The organism is Helcococcus sp. SA-HE-C1 (assembly GCF_985670335.1).
The window spans coordinates 568,885-590,783 of sequence record NZ_OZ484652.1 but is presented as its reverse complement, the minus strand read 5'-3'; the positions used below and the strand labels follow the sequence as shown (position 1 = coordinate 590,783).

Annotated in this window: 13 protein-coding genes and 3 rRNA genes; all 16 read right to left on the bottom strand. The window is 31.5% G+C overall.

All coding sequences use genetic code 11. The features are described 5' to 3' along the window. Window positions 1–26 precede the first annotated feature (26 nt). Complete coding sequence (locus AC4KN9_RS03110; RefSeq protein ID WP_491017199.1) at window positions 27–2,777, bottom strand: Rib/alpha-like domain-containing protein; 2,751 nt, start codon at window positions 2,775–2,777, stop codon at window positions 27–29. Window positions 2,778–3,480: 703 nt separating this feature from the next. Next, entirely contained in the window at window positions 3,481–4,503 is a 1,023-nt protein-coding gene (locus tag AC4KN9_RS03105; RefSeq protein WP_491017198.1) for an endonuclease/exonuclease/phosphatase family protein, read from the bottom strand. Between the two features lie 746 nt (window positions 4,504–5,249). After that, the gene (locus tag AC4KN9_RS03100; protein WP_491017197.1) at window positions 5,250–8,453 is read right to left on the bottom strand and encodes a penicillin-binding transpeptidase domain-containing protein; all 3,204 of its coding nucleotides are present in this window, start codon (window positions 8,451–8,453) and stop codon (window positions 5,250–5,252) included. 10 nt (window positions 8,454–8,463) lie between these two features. Further along, window positions 8,464–8,964: a rod shape-determining protein MreD gene (mreD, locus tag AC4KN9_RS03095; RefSeq protein ID WP_491017196.1), complete on the bottom strand. Its 501-nt coding sequence runs from the start codon at window positions 8,962–8,964 to the stop codon at window positions 8,464–8,466. Beyond that, window positions 8,951–9,799 carry a rod shape-determining protein MreC gene (gene mreC, locus AC4KN9_RS03090; protein ID WP_491017195.1) on the bottom strand — a complete coding sequence of 283 codons (849 nt, stop codon included), beginning with the start codon at window positions 9,797–9,799 and terminating at the stop codon, window positions 8,951–8,953. The genes mreD and mreC overlap by 14 nt, the downstream gene beginning before the upstream one ends. A 1-nt stretch (window position 9,800) precedes the next feature. Further along, a complete protein-coding gene (locus AC4KN9_RS03085) occupies window positions 9,801–10,814 on the bottom strand; it encodes a rod shape-determining protein (protein WP_491017194.1) in 1,014 nt (337 codons plus the stop codon). After that, entirely contained in the window at window positions 10,811–11,503 is a 693-nt protein-coding gene (radC, locus tag AC4KN9_RS03080; RefSeq protein ID WP_491017193.1) for a RadC family protein, read from the bottom strand. The genes AC4KN9_RS03085 and radC overlap by 4 nt, the downstream gene beginning before the upstream one ends. 12 nt (window positions 11,504–11,515) lie before the next feature. After that, window positions 11,516–12,037, bottom strand: coding sequence for a Gx transporter family protein (locus AC4KN9_RS03075; RefSeq protein ID WP_491017192.1), 522 nt, complete (start codon window positions 12,035–12,037; stop codon window positions 11,516–11,518). 2 nt (window positions 12,038–12,039) lie between these two features. Then, window positions 12,040–12,438, bottom strand: coding sequence for a NusG domain II-containing protein (locus tag AC4KN9_RS03070; protein WP_491017191.1), 399 nt, complete (start codon window positions 12,436–12,438; stop codon window positions 12,040–12,042). 41 nt (window positions 12,439–12,479) lie between these two features. Next, window positions 12,480–13,472, bottom strand: a complete 993-nt coding sequence (locus AC4KN9_RS03065) for a PTS sugar transporter subunit IIC (RefSeq protein WP_491017190.1) — start codon at window positions 13,470–13,472, stop codon at window positions 12,480–12,482. A 130-nt stretch (window positions 13,473–13,602) separates the two neighbouring features. After that, a 5S ribosomal RNA gene (rrf, locus tag AC4KN9_RS03060) occupies window positions 13,603–13,719 on the bottom strand. A gap of 38 nt (window positions 13,720–13,757) precedes the next feature. Continuing rightward, window positions 13,758–16,827 (bottom strand): 23S ribosomal RNA (locus tag AC4KN9_RS03055). A gap of 235 nt (window positions 16,828–17,062) precedes the next feature. Then, a 16S ribosomal RNA gene (locus AC4KN9_RS03050) occupies window positions 17,063–18,592 on the bottom strand. Together the 16S, 23S and 5S rRNA genes form the textbook arrangement of a ribosomal RNA operon. 423 nt (window positions 18,593–19,015) lie before the next feature. Next, the gene (locus AC4KN9_RS03045; RefSeq protein ID WP_491017189.1) at window positions 19,016–20,074 is read right to left on the bottom strand and encodes a hypothetical protein; all 1,059 of its coding nucleotides are present in this window, start codon (window positions 20,072–20,074) and stop codon (window positions 19,016–19,018) included. A 2-nt stretch (window positions 20,075–20,076) separates the two neighbouring features. After that, window positions 20,077–21,048, bottom strand: coding sequence for a peptide-methionine (R)-S-oxide reductase MsrB (gene msrB, locus AC4KN9_RS03040; protein WP_491017188.1), 972 nt, complete (start codon window positions 21,046–21,048; stop codon window positions 20,077–20,079). Window positions 21,049–21,128: 80 nt separating this feature from the next. Continuing rightward, window positions 21,129–21,899 (bottom strand): DnaJ domain-containing protein, encoded by a 771-nt coding sequence (locus AC4KN9_RS03035; protein ID WP_491017187.1) that lies wholly within the window; start codon window positions 21,897–21,899, stop codon window positions 21,129–21,131.

Below are 21,899 nucleotides of genomic sequence, written 5' to 3'. Positions count from 1 at the left end.
GCTTGAGGTCTTGAATTAGGGTCTTTTCAATCTAATCCTTTTTCAATTTCTTCTGTATCTAAAATTCCATCTCCATCATCGTCAGTATCTGTGATATCCGGTGTTCCATCTTTATCTGTATCTCTTTGTACTGTGACAGTAAATGTTTTTCTTGTTGTTACTCCATCTTTTTTGGCCTTCACTGTTATCGTGATATCTTTTGTTTCTTCTGCTCCATTCCAGTCTACACTTGGTGTTCCTTGAATTGTTCCATTTTCAAAGCTTATTCCATTTCCTAAGCCTTCTACTGTTACTGTTGAACCTTCTGCAACTTCTGGTGTTACTGGTGTTATTGCTTTTCCTTCTATAACTGTCTGATTTTCGATATCTCTTACAGTTGGTGGTACAACTATTTTAGCTTGAGGTCTTGAATTAGGGTCTTTTGGATTAGAGCCTTTTTCAATTTCTTCTGTATCTAAAATTCCATCTCCATCATCGTCAGTATCTGTGATATCCGGTGTTCCATCTTTATCTGTATCTCTTTGTACTGTGACAGTAACTTCTACATTCTTTGTGGAATTACCATCTTTTGATGTTACAATTGCATGAAGTGTGATATCCTGTTTTTCGTAAGTATTTGAATTTTTATCTCCCCATGAAAGACCGTCAGGTGTTCCTGATAAGTTACCATTTTTATCAATCGTCAACCCAGAGTTATTTCCTTCATCATGTACTCCTGAAATAGTAAAACCGTCTTCGTTTGCTTCAATTACCTTCGTGTTCGGTGCTACTTCCTGTCCCTCAATTTGTTTTGGTGGATTAGTAACATCCACTTCAAAGTCTTGTACCACTTTTACAGGAACAGTAACCTCAAAAGGCTCATCTCTATCCGGTACAGTTACTAAAACAACTCCTGTTTTTTCCCCAGGTTCACTTGTATTTGGTGTTGTTTTCCAAGAATATTTTGTACCATCAGGCATTTTGGCTGCATTTGAAATCCCTAATTTTGCAATAGAGCTATCATTTGTTAAATCTGTATCTTTAGTAACTTTTATTGCTTGTGTAACTGCTTTAGGAGCTTCTTTTACTGTTGCTTTTGCTTCCTCTGCATTTGTAAATCTTGAATATGAAGAAATAATACGAACCGTAAGTTCATCACCGACTTTGCCTAACTTACTTGGATTGTTTACATTAAATTCTAATTCTTTTATTATTGTCTTAGGCACGCCGTTTTCTTCTGCGTTTAGATTATTTATAGTTGCTATTATTTCTCCCTGTTTGTTAATAAGCTGAGCGCTATTTCCTTTTCCTGCATTTTCATTTAGTAAAACGGAGGCTTTTACTTTTTTGTCTCCACTATAAGGTGCCTTGATTTGTGGTTTCCCAATATAAGGACTTTGGTTGTTATTAACTTCTTCATCGTCACTCTTTTTATCGCCATCGATATCTTGAAGTCTATAGAAACCAGCACCATGAGTGTTTGGAATTAGTGAATTTTTAGTATTATCAGTAAGCCATGCATGGAAAACAAAATTATCTCCAAAAGTTTCTCCTTCTCTTACTCCAGCTTCATTTCTAAGTTCTTCCAAAATTTGTTCCATCGGCTTATTAAGTTTGTATACATATCGTATAATAACAGGTCTTGGTGAACCATTCGAAAACGCTACATAGTTATTTAAATTGTTATTCGTAAAAATTCCCGAACCATATTTAGCACTATTACTTTTTCTATCTATAGATAAATCTATTGCTTTTTTATTGTTTTTTCCATCAAATGAAAAATCAGGGGTCACATCAGTGGCATTATCCATTTTATAGAGTTCTACCCCATTAATATATTTCACAAGTCTTGGATCAACAGAATATTTTAAATTCCACGGTTTATTTTTTGCACTTATATTGTAGTTCAAGTTGGTATTTTTTGATATTTTATGATCCATAACAATTGCACCGTTTGTGTTTCCAATTTTTGGATTCTTTTCGTATCTGATTTCAATTGATGAGTGTTTAAACCAATCATTTCCATTGGAAAATATATTTTCAATGTTATTTTTATCAATTCCTTGTACATTAAAAAATCCTGTTGAATCAATTCCGGGTACAATTTTATCATTATCTTGTTTACTTGTAAGATAGATTCTATAAAAAAGTTTATCACTTCTTAATTTACTATCTCCTATTTCTTCAAGAATTTTTTTTACCGGTTTTTCAAAATAGATTTTACCATTGTATGCCGTTTGTGTATCTGTCGTCTCTCCTCCTGCAAAGATCCCACCATTAGCTCTAATGTAATTAGCGACCCATATATTTTTACTTCTACCAATTGAATCGTTTTTTCTTTGAAAAACAATTCTTTGTGATCTTCCAATTCGATCGATTAATCTCTTAGGTTCCACCTCAATTTTAGTTATGTATTTTGCAAGTCTCTCATCAATTTGTAGATTTACTTTCCAGTTATCTGTTGAAGCCGAAATATTATGTTTACCATATATCTTAAAGTTAGCCTCTGTAGTAGTATTAGTCTTAGATAGATTATCTGGATCAAATTTTAAATCCTGAAAATTATATCTATCGTTTGGTGCATACCCAATCATTTCATGCTCAGTATTTCCAGATGCCGCTCTATTCGATATACTTCTAACAGCATACGCAGCATCAACAGCAACTGGCGAAACAAATATCATATATCCGAGCATGCATGATACTAGTCCTACGGTTAATTTTCTCATTCCATATCGTGGAGTTTTGTCATTTGCTTTTGATTTTTTCTTTTCGATTAATCTTCTTAAATTTCCCATTTCATTCTCCTATATTACTCTTAAAAATTTATGCTATTTAGGTTCATTTTTACTTTTGAAAAATTTACTCAAGAACTATCTAAATATCTACCCCCCCCTCATTTTTTTTTAAGTATTGAGGTCGCACTTCTTTTAATTTCTTCATTTCAAGACTATTTTGTTTTATATTTTCATTTACTTGTACTTTTTTACCAATCATTATTTACTCCACTATTATTTTTTACTGATGTACTTGAAAATTTATTTACACTACCGTTAAGTTGTTTATAATGCTTATCATTTTTATAAATAATTATATCGTATTTTAACTTATTTTCAAAAAATTTTTTAATGTTTATTATATTTCTAATTATAATCTTTTCTTCTTTATCAATATCAGTCCACTTTTTAGACCAGACATTCTTGTTTATCCTATTTCCTTGAATATATTCAACAGTACCCTACAATATCTATGTCTTCTGTACACGTTTTTGCGTACATTAGGATAACCGTTACTGTCTTTTAATTTCTTTCAGATATTTTTTATAATTACCTCATTTTTAAGTGTTGAAACATCATTTTTTTACTTCAATACTATAAAATAAAAAAAATACCAGAGAAGTATTATAATGACCTGAACCCCAAAATTCGTCATATTATAATCTCTCTGGTATTTTATACAATTTTATAAAGTCACCTTATTTAATATTAGTCACTTTTCACCTTATTTTTTTTGTATTTTAGCAAATACACCCACATGATCTGAATTATTATAATTTTTTATTTCTACACTTTTAACACTATATTTATCTTTTGGTATCAAAATATGATCTATTCTTGTTCTAAATATTGATGGAATATTTGTATTCCATGTTCCAGAATTAAATTTTGAAGCATATTCCAAAATATCTACATGTGATTTTATATCATTAAGGCTACCATGTTTCATTGTAGCATTAAAATCACCTATTATAATAGAATTTTCATTTTCATTAGCAATTTTAGTAATGGAATTTATATCCATTCTCCACTGAAACATTAATAATGCAAGTGGTGGTGAAGTATGCAATCCTATAATTGGAGGATTATCATTTGATGTTGGTGATAGATATAGTGTTCCTAAACTTGTTGATTTTCTTTTGTAAGCAGGAATTGTATAATTTCCAAACTCTTTCTTTATTACAATTGTAACAGGAGCTATACTACTGTAATGTGGTTTTGAAGTATATACTTCATACTTTTCAAAATCAATATTAGTTTTTCCGAATAAATCAGCTAATCTTTTGTCGGATGTATCGTTTTTTTCATATCCTCCAAATTCTGGAAATACGGCTATATCAGCATCAAAGTTTCCAAAAATATCCTGAATATTTTTCTCATTTAAGTTGTCAGCTGTATTCCACTCAACTAATTTTATTGTTTTACAATCTAGACATTCATTTGCAATTTTTTTATTATCCATTGAAAAAAACACAAAAAATATAGAAATTATTATAGTAAAAATAGATATAGAATTTACTGCATTAATTTTAAATTTAAATTGATTTTTAACTATAGAAATCGATACAATTAATACCGAAATAACAATAGCTATAAATCCTATCAGTGTTGAAAAAGCATATAATTGAGCAAATCCAAATTTTGTTGATAATACTTTATTTAATGTACTATCTGAGAAAAAAGTATAGCTAGCTCCTAATATAATGTATATTAAAAAAAGTATACTAAAAATAATTTTTTTTATCATAATAAAATTCTCCCTACTCTAATATAAACAAGAGATATAAAATCATAAAAACTTATTATCTTTGTTAATATAGATTACATTCCATAACCATTTGTTTCAACTAATTTGCCATTTACAATTCTCCTACAATATCCATGTCTTATTTTTGATTTTATTTTAATTCAACAATATCTGCTGATATACTAACTAACTGATAATTAAATAATTAATTTAATTTTTACAAGTATTTGGGTTCATTACTCAAGGCTATTTACACTGAGTACTTCTCTATCTACATAAGTTACCTTTTCTAATTCCATTTTAAGCTTTTCTTTTGTAACTATATTAAGATCAGCTAAACTTTTCTATAAAGCTTAATCATTTTACTAAATTATTAAATTTTGTGTAATTTTATTTTCTCCATGTCTTTACAAATCTGTGTAATAACTACAACACAATAACTGAAGATACGTACCATACTAACATTTTTTTACTTTTATTTATTTCTATCCTCCCTTAATGTATAGTTTGGCATATGATATATAATTTAGCAATAAATAGGTAAGATATTAGAATTAAAATAAACTATTATTTATTACTTAATTATATTTTATTCTTCAACTTCACTTTTAGTTTCTTTTTTATTTTCTAATTTAATTTCTTCATCAGTTTTAAAATCTTTATCAAATGTTAATCTTCTTTTTTCTGCTGTATAGAATGCATATCTAGGATTTACAATTTTGTTATCTTTTCTTCTACCTACAAAGTTAGGATTCTTTTTTTACATGTTTATAATATGAATATATTATATCATTATTAATAACTCTTGTATTTTCAGATGTTCCACCGTCAATTATAAATGTGTATACTGCAATTTCCGGATCATCCAAAGGTGCAAAAGCCATTTCAGATGTTAGTACTCTTAAATTACCTTTTTCATCTCTTAAACTTAGTTCGGCTGTACCTGTTTTTGAACCAATTTCTATTGGGAAGAACCTTCTAGCATATTGTGTTTTTGATACTTCCTTCATCCCCTTAATTACTTCTTCAAAATACTCCTTTTTAATACCTGATTCCGTAAATTTGGAAGAATTTTCAAAAATAGTTTTCGTATCATCAAAATTAGCAATTTTTTTTACTAAAGTAGGTTTAGGTATTTTTCCTTTTTTAGCTATAGTAGCCACTAATCTTGCTAATTGAATAGGTGTATACGCATTTTGTCCTTGACCAATAACCATATTTAATGAGTCAGCTTTTGTCCATACTACCATATTTAGGTAGGAGTATTTTATAGAATCCGCTAATCCACTTCTATTTCCATCTAAAGGTTTTTCAGCGTTATATCCTAAATCAGAAACTGATTTTATAACTTCATTTCTACTCATATCAGAACCTTTTTCAAGCCATGATAAAATAATTTTTTTATCAGATTCAATTTCGTCTTCTGATTTATTATTAATTATATATTTTTTAAGATTATTATCTAAAAAATATTTTAACTGTAATCTAACTAAATGTTTTTTTCCCTCTAAACTAGGATGTGAACCACTTGACTCATTAGGTATATTAATTTCAACATTTGTTTTATTGTGCATACCTAATTTTTTTGTAATATTATTTATATCGTCCAATGTTACTTTTGTTATATTATCAGATGGATCATGTGGATTTGAACCATATCCTAACGCATAGTAATAGTAGTTCGAAGAAACTTTTAGTGCTTCATATAAATTTATTCTTCCCCAAACTCTCCCGCTAGTTGAATATATTAATTCATGAAATTTGTGGCTACCAACTTGTATATATCCCGCTGTGTTTATAGTTGCATTTGGGTCAAGACCATTTTCTAAAGCTGCTAATGATGTCACTGTCTTAAAAGTAGATCCTGGTGGATTTGCAGATTGAACAATTGAATTCAACAAAGGCCTTGGACTGTATATATCTGAATCATCATTTTTTTCATCATGCTTGTTTAACAACTTCCAATTATATGAAGATATACCATTCACAAACATATTAGGATTGAAGTCAGGATGTGAATACATACCAATAATTTCTCCTGTTTTTACATTCATTATTATACTACCACCAACTTTTGCATTTGGTGCTCCATTAACTCTTGTCTTTCCATAATATGCATCATATTTCTCACCATTATTTATAGCTTTTATAAAGTCTGTAAATATATTTTGCATATCTCGTTGAACATTTATATCAATTGTTGTGTACAAGTTATTTCCTGGAACAGGCTCAGTTTCTTCGATTACATTTGTAGTTCTACCATACACGTCTGTGTATACTAATTTTTTCCCCTTAGAGCCTCTCAATGTATCTTCAAAGGATTCTTCTAAACCAGTTTTTCCAACAAAATCATTAACATCATATTTTTTATTTTCTGTAAAACTATCAAAAATTTTATCCTTGGATATTGGACCAATATAACCTAAAGTATGAGAAGCTAAATTATTATTGGGATAGTATCTTGATGGTTGTGTTGAAACTTCCAATCCTGTAGTCTTAGGTATTTTCTCTTCAAGTTTAAGCAATGTACTATTATCTAAATTTTTTGCAATTGTAATTGGCATATATGATAAGTATCTTTGCTTATTTAACATATTGTATATAGACGTCTGATTAAAGGTTAGGTATTGGTTTTCAGACTTTATTTTGTATTTATTTTTTTCCTCTAATAATAACTTTTCTGGTGTTATTTCCTTCTCTTTATTTTGAAGCAAATCTTCCTTATCACTCTTAAATGTATATTTCCATTTGCTAATATATATTCTAGGATAAATATTATTTTCAAATAATGAATTTTGTGCAAATGATTTTATTTCATCACTGGAAATAAACTCATCAATTTTATTTTTAGATATCTCAATTAATTTATTTAGTGCAGATTCTCCACTATTATCTACATTTTTATATTGAATTTCTACCTCATTATTTTCCTTTAATTCATATTTAAGATTTGTATCTATACCTTCTTTCTCTAAATAACTAATTAATTTTGATGCCGGTATAACTAAACTGTTATCCTTTTTATATGCTTTTGAAAGTAGTGTTTTTAGTGAGTTTCCTTTAACTAAGTTTATAAAATCTGACTTGGCATCAGAACTTATTCTTATTTTTTTAGAATATGTATGTAACATTTGTTTATGTTCTAAAAATAATGAGTCAAATGAAAACCCAATTTTCTGTAATTCTAAATTTTCTTGTAAATTTTTTTTCAGTAACAAATCATATGTTATTTTTCTAGATAATGGATGTGAAATAATATTATTTAATAAACTTTTATTAGAATTAATATATTTTATTAAATAAGTTTTTGCATCAGTTTCACTTGTTATTTCATTATTATTTATTAAATTTTCATATCTATAATCTTTTATAAATTCAAAACTTAATCCATCATCAGTATTTAGTGATATTGGTATATTTCTATCTTCTTTTGAAAGATAATTTACAAGTCTTTTAGCTGGTAAAAATGTATATTCACCAGAGACAGTTATCTTAGAATTTAAAATTTCTTCAATAAGATTATTTTTTTCTATAATATCTATCACTTTATCAATTGGAGTAATGCTGGTATTTAAATAGTCCTCTTCATTTTTATATTTAAAATTTAGATATTCTAAATGATAATCATTGTGATAATTTTCTCCACCTTCATCTAAAATCCTAATTAAATCTTGAATTGACTTATTTCTTATTTCAGATTTAACAGAATTAAACCTATCCGCATATACTATAAGACTATAATTCGGCTCATTTGTAGCTAAAACCTCACCATTTCTATCATAAATCTTTCCTCTACTAGCCTGTAAATTAATTTGCTTTATTCTGTTATTATTAGAAAAATCTCTGTATTTTTTACCATTAATGACTGTTAAGTCAAATAATTTAAAAACTAATATCAAAAAAGAAGCGATTAGAATAAAGTAAATAATGTTTAATCTATTTCTTTTCATTTCGCCCCTCCTATATATACTTTCTTATTCTTGTCTTTCTCATATAATAGCCAATAACATATATTATAATAAATATAATCAAACTGATTAATATATTTGAAACAGTAGCTAATAACGAGAAATTTACAGACATACTAAAATCATTAATATTATTCATAAAACTAACTATCAATTTTATAATTTGTTCAGTTATAACACCTAAAAAAACTGCTATTGAACCATATAATACACTATAATTATCTTTATAATTGTTTTTATAAGTATAATATGAAATTAAGTAGAACGTAAGTATATTTAATCCTAGTGTTCCATTAAATGCAATATCTTGAAAAAGACCTTGAATTATCGCATAATAAACTATATTTTCATCTTCACTATTATAAATACTTAAAACAATAATCAAAGGTATTGTTAAACTAAGTGTATTTCCAAATAATTGAAATCTTGAAAGTACAGATAAATCTAAAAAAAGATTAAGAACAAATAGTAAAGTATATTTAATAATTTTCATTTATCTTTTCCTCCTCAATTATAAAAACTTCATAAAGTTTAGAAAAATTAACTGGGGATTTTATTTCAATAATCTGTTTTAATTCATCTACACTTTCATAACTTTTACTAATATCACCTAAATAAATACCCTTTTTAAACCTTCCACCAGTACCTGACGTATATAAAGCATCTCCTACATTTACTGGTGTTTTTTTTAATAGAAATCCAGTAAGAATACCCTTATTTCTTTGGTCTATAATTCCATTCACGCCAGATTTAGAATGCGTATAAGAAATATTATATGTATCATCTAAAATAGTAGATACGACTGCATTAGTTAATTCAACTTCTACTACTTCACCTATTAATGCTCCTTTTATATTTTTAGGATCATTTTGATAAGGATTAACAACAATATCGCCAACTTTTATACCATCTCTCTTACCTTTATTAATCTTAAAACGCTTAAAAGTTGTATCATTGTCATACATTATAACATTTGCTTTTTTTGCATTAGTTTTGCCTAAAAAACTATACGCTTCTTTTAAGTATTCTTTATCATCAATAATATGTCTTAAATCATTAATTTTGCTTTTTAAATCTTGATTTTCAATAGATAATTTATTCACCATTTCTCTATTTGCTTTTGAACCTATAGTTGTTTCTACAATGTATTCTACTGAATATGAAATAAAAGAAGTAACTTCAGCAAATGGTGTAGTTATAATATTTGCAGCTTTAGAAATAAATCCTGATGATTTCGGATTTATCATAGATGTAATCATAAATAATAGTATTATTAAGATTCTAATGTAATGTTTTTTGTTTGATTGCTTTTGATTATAATATAACATTTCACATCCCAAATTTTTTATATGTTTTCAAATTTTTTACTATATTACCAGCTCCATTAACCGAGTCTGATAATGGATTTTCTGATAAATGTACTTTTATACCTATTTCATTTTGTAAAAGCTCTTGTAATCCATCTAACATACTTGAGCCTCCAGTTAAAAATATACCGTTATTTAATATATCTGAAGATAACTCTGGTGGATTTTTTTCCAATACAAATTTTATGGCATCAATAATAGAATATATTCTCTTTATAATTGCTTCTTTTATATCTGATTGAAAAATATCTATTTTTACTGGCATACCTGAAAGTAAATCTCTACCGCTTATTTCATAATGTTTATTTATATTTAATTCTCTCACACTAGCAATTTTTTCCTTAGCTTCCCTTGCTGTATTTTCTCCAATAAATACAGAATACTTTCTATATACATAATCAGCAATATCCTCATCTAGCTTATTTCCACCAAATCTTAAATTTTTAGAAATGACAATACCTCCAAGACTAATAACAGCAATTTCAGTGCTTCCAGCACCAAAATTAATAATTAATCTACCTTCACTAGCTAACACATCAAAACCAGCCCCAATAGCACTAGAGATTGATGATTCTACAATATATACCTCTCTAGCACCTGAATGGATACATGCATCCTCTATCGCTCTTAATTCAATATCACTAACACCAACTGGTGCTGTAATAACAATTTTAGGCTGAATTAAATTAAATTTGGGTAATGATTTTTCAAGACAAAACTTCACAAGTAATTTAGTAATATCAAAATCTGAAACTGTACCATTTTCTAAAGGCTTAACTATTGTAATGTTTTCTGGTGTTTTACCGTACATTTCCAAAGCTTTATTTCCAACAGCTATTATTTCTCCACTTCTAATATCCAGTGCAACTGAAGAAGATAAGCTTAAAACTATTCCCTTATCAGTTTTATAAACTAAAGTGTTGTTTGTTCCTAAATCAATAGCTAAATTATTACTTAAAACACCAATCATGCTCATATTAAACCTCTTACTAACTCTTTCTCTCTTAAACTTATATATTTCATATTTCCAATAATTATATGGTCTAAAACATTTATACCTATATAATTACCAACCTTAACTAATCTCTCTGTAACTAAAATATCTTCTTTACTTGGAGTTGGATTTCCACTTGGATGATTATGTGTTAAAATTATACTATTTGCATTTTGCATAATTGCATGTCTGAAAACTTCTCTTGGATGAACTAAAGATTGATTAATTGTACCAATAGACACAGTCTTTACTGAAATTATATTATTTTTTGTATTAAGTAAAATAACGCAGAACTCTTCTTTATATGAATCTCTAAAGTATTCATATAAGAAATTTGCAATAGAAAGTGGACTTGAAACTGTTATATTATTTTGTTTTTCAATTTTAGATAACCTCTTACCTAATTCTAAACCAGCCAAAATCCTGCATGATTTTGATAATCCTAGTCCATTTACTTGCATTAATTGTTCAACCGTGGTATATAATAAATTTTTTCCAGTAATTTTTTTTCTTAATAAATCTTCAGCTAAACTAATAGCATTTTTCCCCTTAATTCCAGACCCAATCAATATTGCCAACAGCTCATTGTCACTCAATGATTCTGTTCCATATCTCATCATTTTTTCCATAGGACGTTCATTTTTTGCAATTTCTTTAATAGTGTAATTCATAAAAGTAGCTCCTTATTTAAAATTAATTTTTTTTAATTGCGAAGCCACATTATAAGAACCTAAACCTACAAAATATCCTGTTACTATTGCTATGATAGTTAATGCCGGAAGATAGTAAGTATATAACATAAGTGACTTCAATATAAAAGTTGCAGCAGTAAGCTGTGCAAAATTATGTGAAACCGCTCCTATTATACTCACCCCTATAATACTAAATACTTTATATTTTTCACTAAAATATTTAAAGGAAACCCACATCATTATAGTACTAAAGATAGCACCTGTAAAGCTGTAAATAAAACTAGGTCCAAAACCTATTATAAGCATTAATAACACAGATTTTAAAGAGGCAACAACTAATCCTCTCCTAAAATCATATATTATTAAAGTTACTAATATTACCATATTTGACAAACCCAATTTTGCTCCTGGCATTGCAAATGGTAATGGTATCATTCTCTCTATTAATGACACAGCTAAAGCCATCGATATCAATAAAGCTGTGTAAATAATTTGTTTTATATCTCTATTCATAACTAAAAAGTCGCATTATCTATTTCTGGTAGATTTGGTGACTGATCCATAGATTTTATTTCAACAACCAATCTATTAGGTAAACATACAAGAAGCTGTCCCACATTTTTAATAGTGCCTTGTTCTATACATAATTTATCCAAACAAGAAGCTTCTATAATTTTTACTTCTCCATCTCCAAATTGTAATACATTTTTACCAAATTCAGTTTCAATTTCATAGGTCTTTCCAATAATATCCTTTGATAATTTAACTGATTTAATCTCTTTTCCATTTATTTGTATACTTACAAACTTCTCACTTCCCTTATTTAGGCTATATGAAAAAGAAAAAAACGAAAATACAATACTAAATACAACTAATAAAATTACGAGAATTTTATCTCCCTTTGTTAATTTCATTATATCTCCTAGCAAATAAAAATTTATTATATATATCGATACTATATCTTCATATCTCCCATTTTTATCAATTTCTTATTTCTTAAAAATTCTGACACACCAAATGATATTATTGCAGGAAAAACAAACTGCATTAATAAAATTATCATTAAAGACTCATTTCCCATAACTTGTACTGTAGAAATAGTACCAACGAGTCCACTTGTCCCCATTCCATATCCAATAGCGCTACTTTTCATACTAAATACAGTTGTAGCTAAAGGTCCTAAAATAGCTGATGATAAAACAGCAGGGACAGCAATTATTGGATTTTTAATAATATTAGATATCTGAAGCATAGATGTTCCTAAACCTTGCGATATCAATCCGCCAAAACCATTATCCCTATATGATGAAACAGCAAATCCCACCATATGACAACAACACCCAACTACAGCTGCACCAGCTGCCAAACCATTCAGTCCTAAAGAAATACCTATCGCTGCTGAACTAATTGGTAATGTAAGTGCTATTCCCATTACTACAGAAATAATTAATCCCATGATTATAGGTTGTTGTTGAGTAGCAAAATTTATAATTCCACCAATACTATTCATAATATAAGCTATATGAGGACTTAAATAAAATCCTACATATCCACCTAATAATATGACTATAGTCGGAATAAATACAATATCTATTTTTGTTTTACCAATAAATTTTTTTGCAACCTCGGTGCTTATCCAAGCTGATATAAGTGCTCCTACTGGTTCTCCAATGCTAAGTAAAACTTTGCCATCAACATTACTTACAAATCCAGCACCAAGTGCTCCTGCAGCTATTGCACTAACAATAATCAATTGATTAGCTCCTAAACTATATGCTACACCAGCTCCAATCGCCGGTCCCATAAGTCTTTGAACTATATTCGCAAAATTAATAATGAGTTCAACATTAAAAAAAACACCTATTTGTTTTAATATTAATCCAATTATTAATGATGAAAACAATCCAATAGCCATACCATTTAGAACTTTAACAATATAATTTTTCATCATTTCTCCTTTTTATATTAACATCTATATTAATTATTATAATGTCTTAGTATATTATATATAAAAAAAAAGAATATGTCAGTAATTTTTTATATAAAAAAAGAGTCATTTTCATGACTCTTTTCAATATATTTGGCGACTACCTACTCTCCCAGGACGTCTCCATCCAAGTACCATCAGCGTTAAAGGACTTAACTTCTGTGTTCGAGATGGGAACAGGTGTATCCCCTTTGCTATTGTCACCATATATTTTTTTGAACTCTTTTTTAATAGTAAGAAATATTTCTGGTCAAACTTTCGAGTTATTAGTATCGATTAGCTACATACATTACTGTACTTCCACCTTCGACCTATCAACCTCATTTTCTACAAGGACTCTTTTAGAAATCTAATCTTGAGGGGGGCTTCGTACTTAGATGCCTTCAGCACTTATCCCTTCCAGACTTAGCTACTCAGCCGTGCCATTGGCATGACAACTGATACACCAGCGGTTCTGTCCATCCCGGTCCTCTCGTACTAAGGACAAGCTCCTCTCAAATTTCTTACGCCCACGCTGGATAGGGACCGAACTGTCTCGCGACGTTCTGAACCCAGCTCGCGTGCCTCTTTAATGGGCGAACAGCCCAACCCTTGGGACCTACTCCAGCCCCAGGATGAGACGAGCCGACATCGAGGTGCCAAACCTCCCCGTCGATGTGAACTCTTGGGGGAGATAAGCCTGTTATCCCCGGGGTAGCTTTTATCCGTTGAGCGATGGCCCTTCCACTCGGTACCACCGGATCACTAAGTCCTACTTTCGTATCTGCTCCACTTGTAGGTGTCGCAGTCAAGCTCGCTTTTGCCTTTGCACTCTTTAAATGGTTTCCGTCCATTCTGAGCGAACCTTTGAACGCCTCCGTTACTGTTTAGGAGGCGACCGCCCCAGTCAAACTGCCCAACTGACAGTGTCCCAGTGCTAGATTCATAGCACCTGGTTAGAACCTTAAAGCTTAAAGTGTGGTATTCCAACGGCGACTCCTCATCAGCTGGCGCCAATGATTCTCAGTCTCCCACATATCCTCTACATTAAGCCTCAAAATCCAATATCAATCTACAGTAAAGCTCCACGGGGTCTTTCCGTCCTAGCGTGGGTAAGTCTGCATCTTCACAACTAATACAATTTCACCGAGATCCATTGTCTGAGACAGTGCCCAAATCGTTACACCTTTCGTGCGGGTCGGAACTTACCCGACAAGGAATTTCGCTACCTTAGGACCGTTATAGTTACGGCCGCCGTTTACTGGGGCTTAAGTTCTAGCCTTCGCTTGCGCTAAGCCTTCCCCTTAACCTTCCGGCACCGGGCAGGTGTCAGCACCTATACTTCGTCTTGCGACTTAGCAGATACTTGTGTTTTTGGTAAACAGTCGCTTGGCGAATTCACCGCGGCCTTCTTTCGAGGGCACCCCTTCTCCCGAAGTTACGGGGTCATTTTGCCGAGTTCCTTAACAATGGTTCTTCCGCGCGTCTTAGAATTCTCTTCCTACCTACCTGTGTCGGTTTGCGGTACGGGTACTTTTAATCTCGATAGTGTCTTTTCTCGGCAGCTTGGTGTCAGTTACTTCTCTACTTATTTTTCGATCCCCATCACGTTTCATCGTTACCCGGGGGATTTGCCTCCCAGGCCTAACTTTACGCTTAGACGCACATTTCCATTCGTGCGCTTAACCTAACCTTCTGCGTCAACACATCTCTCAAGCGATTACTAGTAGTACAGGAATTTCAACCTGTTGTCCATCGCCTACGCCTTTCGGCCATTAGCTTAGGTCCCGACTTACCCTGGAGGACGAGCCTTGCCCAGGAAACCTTAGGTTTTTGACGGGTGAGATTCTCACTCACCTTCTCGCTACTCATGCCAGCATTCTCTCTCGTGTACTCTCCACCTATCTTACGATTCAGCTTCAACGTGTACACGATGCTCCTCTACCAATCTAGAGACGAGAAGTAAATTTTCTAAGTTTACTCTGTTTTTTAATCCATCTTTTCTTGAAATTGTTTCTTTTATACTTCATTTTGTTTTCTTTCAAATTGATTTTTCTTCAATCTGGAGATAACTTGATGTCTGACGTATGAAATTTTTATAATTTCGTCTTTTTCATTTGATTATTTTGAATTAATATTTCTGATTAAACTTAAATCACTTACTTCTTGTCTCTAAATTCCGTAGCTTCGGTATCATGTTTAGCCCCGTTTATCTTCGGCGCAATCCCACTTGACTAGTGAGCTATTACGCACTCTTTAAATGAGTGGCTGCTTCTAAGCCAACATCCTAGTTGTCTAAGTAGCAATCACATCCTTTACCACTTAACATGATTTGGGGACCTTAGCTGACGGTCTGGGCTGTTTCCCTTTCGAGCGTGAAGCTTATCCCTCACGTTCTGACTGCTGATTATAACTATTGGGAATTCGGAGTTTGATAGATCTTGGTAACGTCATACGCCCCGCGACCATTCAGTGCTCTACCTCCCATAGTCTAAAATCAACGCTAGCCCTAAAGCTATTTCGAGGAGAACCAGCTATCTCTGGGTTCGATTGGCTTTTCACCCCTAACCACAAGTCATCCGATACGTTTTAAACCGTACCCGGTTGGGCCTCCATTGAATTTTACTTCAACTTCACCCTGCTCATGGCTAAATCACCCAGTTTCGGGTCTATGGCAACAGACTATTCGCGCTTTTCACACTTGGTTTCCCTACGGCTCCTTAACTTAATTAATTAACCTCGCCAATTACCATAACTCGCTTGCCCGTTCTACAAAAAGTACGTAGTCACAGGTCCTGCCTGCTTCCACTGATTGTAAGCACAAGGTTTCAGATTCTATTTCACTCCCCTCCCGGGGTTCTTTTCACCTTTCCCTCACGGTACTCTTCACTATCGGTCACATGGTAGTATTTAGCCTTAGAGGGTGGTCCCTCTATATTCCCGCCGAATTACACGTGTTCGACGGTACTCTTTCTAGCTAGCTTAATTTATCTTTCGTATACAGGACCTTTACCTTCTTTGGTTAAGCTTTCCAGCTTATTCTACTAGATATCATAAACACGTTGCTAAGTTGGGCTCTTTCCATTTCGCTCGCCGCTACTTTGAAAATCGAGTTTTCTTTCTCTTCCTCCGGTACTTAGATGTTTCAGTTCTCCGGGTTTTCCTCCAGTAAGCTATGTATTCACTTAAAGGTACATGATTCTTCATCATGTGGGTTTCCCCATTCGGATACCTACGGATTGACTCTTTTTGCATATTCCCGTAGCTTTCGTTTGCTAACGTCCTTCTTCGGCTCCATGTGCCAAGGCATTCACCTTGCGCTCTTTTCTGTTTGACCAGAAATATTTCTTACTATTTAATTTTTAAGGTTCAATTGGTGGACTTGAAGAGATTCGAACTCTTAACAATATCTTAAAATATGTTCTCCCATCTGAGCTTATATCCATAAAGAAAATCTGATATAAATATCAGATTAATATTAAATTAACTAAACAATAACGCCAACACTTGACTGAGTCGTAATTTCTTTTTTTTGTTAATGAATACTTATTTCTCCATTAACTTTTCCTTAGAAAGGAGGTGATCCAGCCGCACCTTCCGATACGGCTACCTTGTTACGACTTCACCCCAGTTATTGACCCTACCTTCGGCGTCTGCCTCCTAAAAGGTTAGCTCGACGACTTCGGGTATTGCCAACTCCCATGGTGTGACGGGCGGTGTGTACAAGACCCGGGAACGCATTCACCGTGGCGTTGCTGATCCACGATTACTAGCAACTCCGACTTCATGCAGGCGAGTTGCAGCCTGCAATCCGAACTGAGATTCGTTTTATGTGATTCGCTTGCTCTCACGAGTTAGCTGCACTTTGTTCAGACCATTGTAGCACGTGTGTAGCCCAAGACATATAGGGCATGATGATTTGACGTCATCCCCACCTTCCTCCGGTTTATCACCGGCAGTCTCTCTAGAGTCCTCGACATTACTCGCTGGTAACTAAAGACAAGGGTTGCGCTCGTTACGGGACTTAACCCAACATCTCACGACACGAGCTGACGACAACCATGCACCACCTGTATACATGTCCCCGAAGGGAAAAGCCTATCTCTAAACTCGTCATGTATATGTCAAGCCTTGGTAAGGTTCTTCGCGTTGCTTCGAATTAAACCACATGCTCCGCTGCTTGTGCGGGTCCCCGTCAATTCCTTTGAGTTTCATACTTGCGTACGTACTCCCCAGGCGGAGTGCTTAATGCGTTAGCTGCGTCACCGAGGTTTGACCCCCGACAACTAGCACTCATCGTTTACTGCGTGGACTACCAGGGTATCTAATCCTGTTTGCTCCCCACGCCTTCGTACCTCAGCGTCAGTTAGATTCCAGAAAGTCGCCTTCGCCACAGGTGTTCCTCCATATATCTACGCATTTCACCGCTACACATGGAATTCCACTTTCCCCTCATCTACTCAAGTTTACCAGTATCTAAACCTTACAATGGTTGAGCCACTGCCTTTTAATTCAGACTTAGTAAACCGCCTACGTACCCTTTACGCCCAATAATTCCGGACAACGCTTGCCCCATACGTATTACCGCGGCTGCTGGCACGTATTTAGCCAGGGCTTGCTTCTTGGTTACAGTCATTATCTTCACCAAGGACAGAACTTTACAACCCGAAGGCCTTCATCATTCACGCGGCGTCGCTGCATCAGGGTTTCCCCCATTGTGCAAAATTCCCCACTGCTGCCTCCCGTAGGAGTCTGGACCGTGTCTCAGTTCCAGTGTGGCCGTTCAACCTCTCAATCCGGCTACTGATCGTCGCCATGGTACGCCATTACCCTACCATCTAGCTAATCAGACGCGAGACCATCTATCACCGAAAAAACTTTAACATCTAAATCATGCGATTAAAATGTATCATAAGGTATTAATCCCGGTTTCCCGAGGCTATCCCTTTGTAATAGGCAGGTTTCTCACGTGTTACTCACCCGTTCGCTACTTTCCATTTAATCTTTCATCCGAAGAATCAATCATAAATTTCTCGTTCAACTTGCATGTGTTAAGCACGCCGCCAGCGTTCGTCCTGAGCCAGGATCAAACTCTCAAAATAAAGTTTGATTTAGCTTATATAATTATTTTTGAAATTATCAACTCAAAAGTTATTGACGTTATTTATTTGTTTAGGTTCTTTATATACACTTCTTCTTAGCCAGAAGAGTGTTATTTAATGTTATCATCTTTTAAGTGCTTTGTCAAATATTTATTTTTAAAGCCTTTTTTGAGACAACTATTAAAGTATAATAAGAATAAAATCTTTTGTCAAGTTTTTTTTCTTATTTTTTATTGTCGTAAATTATTTTTTACGACAACTTTTATATAATACCAACTATACAACTTATTGTCAAGTTTTTTTTGATATTATTTTTAACCGTTTTTTCAACGGTTTCTGTATCTTATCAATTTTATTTTATTTTGTCAAGATTTTTATCTCAAAAAAAATCTATCACAGTCATGATTCTGTGATAGACTACTCTTAATAGTATAAGGTTCTTATATTTTCAACTTTATCTATACTATTTATTATTATATATCCTATATTTTTTATAACTTCATCAGGGAGACCATTTGTATATATAGAGTAATATATTCCTGTTTTATAGGAATATTTTCCGACTTCTAGATAATTTTCTTTGGATGTAAGTATAATATTTTCAAAATTTGAGGGTTTGTGATTATTGAGGAAATATTCAGAATTATTATCTAATAGACCAGAATATATAATATCATTTTTATATTTACTCTGATTATAAGATATAAAATCTTCAAGATACATCGATAATTTTTTGTTTTCTATTTCGAATACATTATTATTCTCCAATTTTATTTTTTCTTTTATATGTCTGTTTATTACTCTTTTTGAAAAATCATCAGACTGATGTATATAGTTTTTTAACAAATTTGATAATGTATCTTCTGTTGAGTTTTTATTGTATATTTTACTACTTATCTTAAAGTCCTCTTTATTAAATTTAATCATTTCATTTAAGTTTATATTATTCTTTTCTAATTCTGAAACTATTTTGGCCGTAACAAAAAATTTATTATTAAATTTAATTTCTTTATTTTCATTAAGTTTTAATGTATATTTATCTGTCTTTACATATAAACTTATTTTATATATGTCAATTTTTTCTTTATTTAAATATCTATATAATTGGGATAGTATATATGATTCTTCGTTATCATCTATTAAACTACTCAATTCACGATCATATTCTAATTTTTCATTTATATTGTTTTCTGTTTTCTCTATTCTATTTAGAAATAAACTATTATTGAACGCTCTAAATCTACTATTGTAATCTGTCTGCTCATAATATTTTATATTATTTCTATAATCTATTTTTTTTGAAAAAAGATGTTTTTTTGAAAAAGATACTATTACTACTATTAAAATTATAATGAATAATAATCTAATTACCTTAAATATATTGATTCTTTTTTTTCTATTTTTCTTAGTTCTTCTTTTACCTCTTGTATTAGTTCTTTTTCGATTTCTATTTATTTTTCTAGTTTCAGGTTTTCTACTCATGATTACTCCACTATTTTTTTGTACTCAGAGTATCCTTCTTCATCCATTTTATTATAAGCTATAAATTTCAAGCTAGCTCCATTAATACAATATCTTAATCCACCTTTTTCTTCTGGTCCATCGTTAAACACATGACCAAGATGAGAATCTCCTGTTTTACTTTTAACTTCTACTCTTCTTCTACTTAGACTATTATCCTCAAAATAGTTTACTGAGCTGTTTTCAATTGGTTTACTAAATGATGGCCATCCGCACCCCGAATCAAATTTATCTGTAGACGCAAATAAAGGCTGTCCTGTTACAATATCAACGTATATACCTTTTTCGTAATTAGAATTGTACTCATGCGAAAATGGTTTTTCCGTTGCACCTTCTTGAGTAACAGAATATTCTAATTGACTTAACTTTGTTTTCAACTCATCATTTTCTGGTTTATTATATTTTTCAAATTTTGTTTTTTCATCTGCGAGTGATAAATCAACATGACAATATCCGTTTGGATTTTTTAACAAATATTTTTGATGATAATCTTCTGCTATATAATAATTTTCAATTCTTTTATTCTCAACAACAATTTTTTTATCATAATTCACTTGAATGTAACTTAAAAAATCATCTACAATATACTTTTGTTTATCACTTGTAGAGTAAATTCCTGTTCTATATTGTGTACCAATATCTCCACCTTGTTTGTTAATCGATGTCGGATTTATTGTTCTAAAATAGTGTTCTAAGATTTGATATAGATTTATTTTAGCAATGTCAAATATAATTTTTGTTGTTTCAACAAATCCAGTAGCTCCTGTCGACACTTGTTTGTATGTTGGGTTTTCTATTTTGCCATTAGCATATCCTACCTCTGTAGATATAACACCTTCCACCTGATCAAAATATGCTTGTGTCCCCCAAAAACAACCGCCTGCTAAATATATTTCTTCTTGATTTTCTTTTTTTGTAATATTTGATTTTATCATTTTTCCACCTTTAATATTAAAATTATTTTTCGCTTTAATTAAATTTTCTGCTTTATATAAATTGTTGTAGTATCTGTTATTTATAAATTATTATATCGATTTACATTTTCTTCTGATAAGAAGTCAAATGCATTATTAATTTTCTTAAACATTTCTTCTGCATTTCTCTCGGCACTTAAATCTGGGTGATATTTTTTAGCTAATTTCCTATATTCAGATTTTATTTCATTAAAAGAAGATGAGTATGGAACGCCTAACACATCACATGCATTTTCATATTGAGATTTAAAGGTAGAAAATGTATTATACCTAGAATTTTGAGAATTCCCTGAGTAATATCCCCCTTGATTATAACTTCTAAAATTTTCCTCAAAAAACTTTCTCCATTTTTCATTTTCTGCCTCTTGACGTTTTCTTCTTTCTTTTTCCTCACGTCTTCTTTGTTCTTCAAATTTTCTATTTAATTCATCATAATATTCTTTTTTATACTCACTAAATATTTTATTTTTATGGTTTCCATTTATATAAAAATTAGCACAATCATAAAAATAATTTGTTGAAACATAATGCCACTCACGTAATTTATTATATGACAAACGCCCAAGAGAAGAAATCCCCCAAATGATTAAAACAAATATAAAAAATGTTACTCCTAATGGTGTAAATAACGCTAAGAATAGTAAAGGAAACATAAACATTCCAATCAATGCAACCCCAGCAAGAATTATAAATAATTTTTTAATTGCATCTGATATTTTAATTATCCCTTCTACTATAAGCAATAGACCTCTTAATAAATAATCTAAAAAAACACCAAATATATAGATTATATTCCCAAATATTTTTTTCAT

What these genes read in the sequence shown, in the direction of transcription:
- AC4KN9_RS03065 (WP_491017190.1), bottom strand. Translation starts at nt 13,472, where the DNA reads ATGAAAAATTATATTGTTAAAGTTCTAAATGGTATGGCTATTGGATTG.
- radC (WP_491017193.1), bottom strand. Translation starts at nt 11,503, where the DNA reads ATGAATTACACTATTAAAGAAATTGCAAAAAATGAACGTCCTATGGAA.
- msrB (WP_491017188.1), bottom strand. Translation starts at nt 21,048, where the DNA reads ATGATAAAATCAAATATTACAAAAAAAGAAAATCAAGAAGAAATATAT.
- mreD (WP_491017196.1), bottom strand. Translation starts at nt 8,964, where the DNA reads ATGAAAATTATTAAATATACTTTACTATTTGTTCTTAATCTTTTTTTA.
- AC4KN9_RS03035 (WP_491017187.1), bottom strand. Translation starts at nt 21,899, where the DNA reads ATGAAAAAAATATTTGGGAATATAATCTATATATTTGGTGTTTTTTTA.
- AC4KN9_RS03105 (WP_491017198.1), bottom strand. Translation starts at nt 4,503, where the DNA reads ATGATAAAAAAAATTATTTTTAGTATACTTTTTTTAATATACATTATA.
- AC4KN9_RS03110 (WP_491017199.1), bottom strand. Translation starts at nt 2,777, where the DNA reads ATGGGAAATTTAAGAAGATTAATCGAAAAGAAAAAATCAAAAGCAAAT.
- AC4KN9_RS03100 (WP_491017197.1), bottom strand. Translation starts at nt 8,453, where the DNA reads ATGAAAAGAAATAGATTAAACATTATTTACTTTATTCTAATCGCTTCT.
- AC4KN9_RS03075 (WP_491017192.1), bottom strand. Translation starts at nt 12,037, where the DNA reads ATGAATAGAGATATAAAACAAATTATTTACACAGCTTTATTGATATCG.
- AC4KN9_RS03085 (WP_491017194.1), bottom strand. Translation starts at nt 10,814, where the DNA reads ATGAGCATGATTGGTGTTTTAAGTAATAATTTAGCTATTGATTTAGGA.
- AC4KN9_RS03045 (WP_491017189.1), bottom strand. Translation starts at nt 20,074, where the DNA reads ATGAGTAGAAAACCTGAAACTAGAAAAATAAATAGAAATCGAAAAAGA.
- mreC (WP_491017195.1), bottom strand. Translation starts at nt 9,799, where the DNA reads ATGTTATATTATAATCAAAAGCAATCAAACAAAAAACATTACATTAGA.
- AC4KN9_RS03070 (WP_491017191.1), bottom strand. Translation starts at nt 12,438, where the DNA reads ATGAAATTAACAAAGGGAGATAAAATTCTCGTAATTTTATTAGTTGTA.